A 3135-nucleotide genomic window follows, 5' to 3' on the forward strand; every position below is an offset into this window, starting at 1 on the left:
CCTCCTCCGCGCCCCGCCCCGCCTCGCCCCAACCTGATGCAACCCAAACGCGAAATCTCGCTGACCGAATGAACCTCACATCGGCCAACTGCCGTTTCTAGGTTCAGAGCAGTCCTTGGCGGTCGTGGTTTCATCAGTGCACTGTAACGCGCAGCCCCGCAGTTGCATCGCACGTCCATCGTAGGTTTAATTAGCCGGTGATCGATCGCATAAGCTGGGTCACGAACTGCGAGCGAGCGGACACGTGCCCGGATCTGCATTATGTCACCAATAGGTGGAGATAGGCGACTCTTCGAAGATCTCAGCGATGCGAGCGCGGGTGTTTGCGGTCGTTCCTGCGGGCAGGTCACTGCGAGCAAAGAAGCGAACCTCCTCGATCTCGGGGTCGGGCCGATGGGCGTCAAGGATCGCGAAATTTCGAATTACGTAGACTGCGACGTGATCTCTCCGGGATGGCCTCTCTTTGAAAAAGAGACCGTGAAGAGCTGGCCGCTTTTCCAACCTAACCCCCGCTTCCTCCTCAAGCTCGCGAGCGAGCGCTTCCAAGAAGGTCTCGCCAACTTCGACCCCTCCGCCAGGGAAATGCCACCCCGACACATAGGTGTGGCGCACGAGGAGAATGCGTTCCTCTTCATCGATGACGACGCCGCGTACGCCGAGCGTCAGCGGCCGCGATACGAGAACTCTCAAGCGCTTTAGCCGTTCCGAAACTGAGGTCCTGGCTTGGCCAAAGAGAGATGCTATGCTCATCGTCAAATAACCTGGGGCGTTGTTGGCCATTTCAAGCCGGCTCGGTGCGCGCCGTCAATGGTCGCCCCTGTGCAGACCGTTGAACGAGTTCGGATGCTCGATCGTCGTTCGAATCTCGCGGGCGCTGGCCCTTGATGAGCCGCTGTCGGGCTTCGTCGCGCTCAGCGAGTTTGATCCGGGCTGTCCTGAAGACGATCGCAATCAAGAGCCGAATTGTTGAGCCAAAACAGCGCCTTCACCGAGACCTTCGGGCTCATCTGAAAATGAGGGGATGGCTGAGCCCGAAACCGCTTGACGCGTGTCTCGAAACCGATGCCGCTCGTCATTATTTTCGTCGTTCGCATTTGTTGGGCTTCATACCCGACTATCACATGGAGACCTGCAATGGGAGCGCTCTTTCGAGTTGTCCGAGCGCCCGGCAATGGAGTCCGAGGAAGATGGAGCCTAGCCTTGTCGCCGATAGTCGCCGTCTCTCTGCTGTGCGTTGGCGCCAGCGCGTCCTGGGCTGACGAGAGGATCGGGGGTGCTGAAATCATCATTGATGGAGTACAAGGCGATCTTGCCTCCGGAAGCATGGTCCCCGTCACACAAGGCGATGGCGTCTATCGAGATGAGGGCGTTCGAACCCGTGTCGACAGCAAAGCCAGGCTTCTGCTCGACGACAAGTCTAACGTGACAATTGGCCCAGGGTCGACGATTAAGCTTGATAGATTTGTGTATTCGGGCCCGAAGCGTTCGGGAACAATTGTTCTCGCGCCAACAAGCGGTCATATACGATAGTGACGCCAACTGCAGCGATTGGGATCCGTGAGTGATTGTTGAAGTGAGAGAATTTCAATCAGCCGCGAAGGCCAAGTGAACAGCAGAGTGGCAAGAAACAAAGGGCTTCGCCCCCGAACTTCCGAACTCACACGTTGCGTTCGCGAAAGGTGGCTCTTATCTGATTCGCGCTGCCAACAAAAGGGGCTAATCGCGGCTACTTTTCGTCAAGCACAATTACCGGCGTCCAGTTTTCGGGAAGCACCTGTTCGGCCAGGAAAGCGAAGCGCTTCTGATAGTAGTGATACAGGCCGACAACCTCAGCAGGAGCAATCTGCGCTGCGTCAGCTGACATCTGCTTCGCGGCGAGGAAGTTTCGTGCCCGGTACGACTTCAGGATGTCCTCGTGCAGTGCAAGCAGATGTTGAAACTCGTCGTCTTGAGCGTACGCAACGTCGCCCGCCAGCGCATAGACCGCAACTGATCGCGTCTTGTTCTTCAGCTTGACGTGATCGATCTCGAGCCAAGCGAATTCCGGCGCCTCGTTCCGCGTGGCGGCGCTGGCGACGATGTCCACGCCGAACTGCTTCGAGGAACCTTCGAGCCGCGAGGCGATATTGACCTCGTCGCCGAGCGCGGAATAGTCGAATCGTTGCACGGACCCCATGTTGCCGACGCTGCAACCGCCGGTGTTGAGCCCTATTCCGAACTTGACCGGTTGGAAGGCGTGACCCGCCTTCTCGGCCTCTTCCCGCCACTCCTGATTGAGCCGCGCCAGCGTCTCGCGCATCTGGAGCGCTGCGCGAACCCCGTGGATCCCGTGGGCCGCGTCGTCGAGCGGCGCGTTCCAGAACGCCATGATGGCGTCGCCCATGTATTTGTCGACGGTACCCTCCTCCTTCAAAATGATGTCAGTCATCGGGGACAGATACTCGTTGAGGAACGTCGACAGCTCGACCGCGGTGAAGCCTTCGGACAGCGTTGTGAACGACCGGATGTCGCACAACATTAGCGTCAGTTCGCGGTGTTGTCCGCCGAGCTGCAGGTATTCCGGATGCTCGGCCAGACGGGCAACGACAGCGGGCGACACATATCTGCCGAAGGCCGAACGGATCTCGTTTACCTGATGGCGCTTCTGCCCGTAGAGCTGCCCGACGCCCGCCAGAAACACGAAGCCGGCCGAAAGGCTCGGCACGACTGGGTCGAACAGGACTCCATAGCGGGTGAATGCGAACCAGGCGAGCCACGCCATTAGGCCTACCGCGGCTGCCCCGGCGACCGCCGACCAGTAGATGGAAATGAAGGGCACAATCGCGGCGAGCGCGAGCGAAAGAACCGCGGCCGCGACGAGCTCCGCTCCGGGGGCCCAATCCGGGCGCTCCAGCGTCACTCCCGACAGAATCTGCTCGATGAGCTGCGCATGGGCCTCCACCCCCGGAGTCGAGGGATCGAGCGGTGTGGCCACGATGTCGGACAGGAGCGAGGCGCTGGCGCCGATCAGCACGATCTTGCCGGCGAGGTCGGAAAGGTCGGCGCCCGGCTGAAGCACTTTCCAGGCGGGAATCGACCGCCGCGGATCGGATTTGGCGAACCAGACCCGCAATTCGCCGTCGGCCTGGACCGGCA

The 3135-nt window shown here is 60.0% G+C and carries 3 protein-coding genes; all 3 read right to left on the bottom strand.

Annotated features, from left to right (window positions below):
• Nucleotides 1-264: 264 nt before the first annotated feature.
• Nucleotides 265-780 (bottom strand): NUDIX domain-containing protein, encoded by a 516-nt coding sequence (locus ACLP25_RS31420; protein WP_442473005.1) that lies wholly within the window; start codon nt 778-780, stop codon nt 265-267.
• A gap of 131 nt (nt 781-911) precedes the next feature.
• Nucleotides 912-1076 (bottom strand): hypothetical protein, encoded by a 165-nt coding sequence (locus ACLP25_RS31425; protein ID WP_442473006.1) that lies wholly within the window; start codon nt 1074-1076, stop codon nt 912-914.
• Between the two features lie 650 nt (nt 1077-1726).
• Nucleotides 1727-3135 (bottom strand): adenylate/guanylate cyclase domain-containing protein (locus tag ACLP25_RS31430; RefSeq protein ID WP_442473007.1); only part of this gene is annotated, 1409 nt, incomplete at its 5' end.

The organism is Roseiarcus sp., from assembly GCF_052145395.1.
Taxonomy (GTDB): domain Bacteria; phylum Pseudomonadota; class Alphaproteobacteria; order Rhizobiales; family Beijerinckiaceae; genus Roseiarcus.